This is a genomic window from Lacinutrix cladophorae (genome assembly GCF_053604645.1).
Genome location: NZ_JBSHNR010000060.1, coordinates 1 through 402, shown reverse-complemented (window position 1 = coordinate 402; position 402 = coordinate 1). Strand labels below are relative to the sequence as shown.

The window sequence follows — 402 nt, the reverse complement described above, 5'->3', positions numbered from 1 at the left end:
GGTTAATGTTACCGTTGGTGTAGCACTTATTGTTACTGTTTCGCTGCTTGTTAGTACTCCCGAACAACTCGTTGTTGGATTAGTAACCTGCGTTAAACTAATCGTTTGGTCCGTAGTAACTCCTGGGATATTAATTACTGCTTCCCCTGTTGCATCTAGCGTTACTGGAGAACCTAACACCCCGGTATAATCTACGATATCCCCTGGGCTACCTTGTATTGTGAATGTTGCTGTGCCTCCAGAACAGGTTGTCGTATTACTGGTTAATGTTACCGTTGGTGTAGCACTTATTGTTACTGTTTCGCTGCTTGTTAGTACTCCCGAACAACTCGTTGTTGGATTAGTAACCTGCGTTAAACTAATCGTTTGGTCCGTAGTAACTCCTGGGATATTAATTACTGC

1 protein-coding gene is annotated in these 402 nt (G+C 43.0%); it reads right to left on the bottom strand.

Annotated features, from left to right (window positions below):
• Positions 1–402: hypothetical protein (locus ACVC3Y_RS00585; protein ID WP_452225792.1), on the bottom strand; the 402-nt coding region annotated here is incomplete at both ends.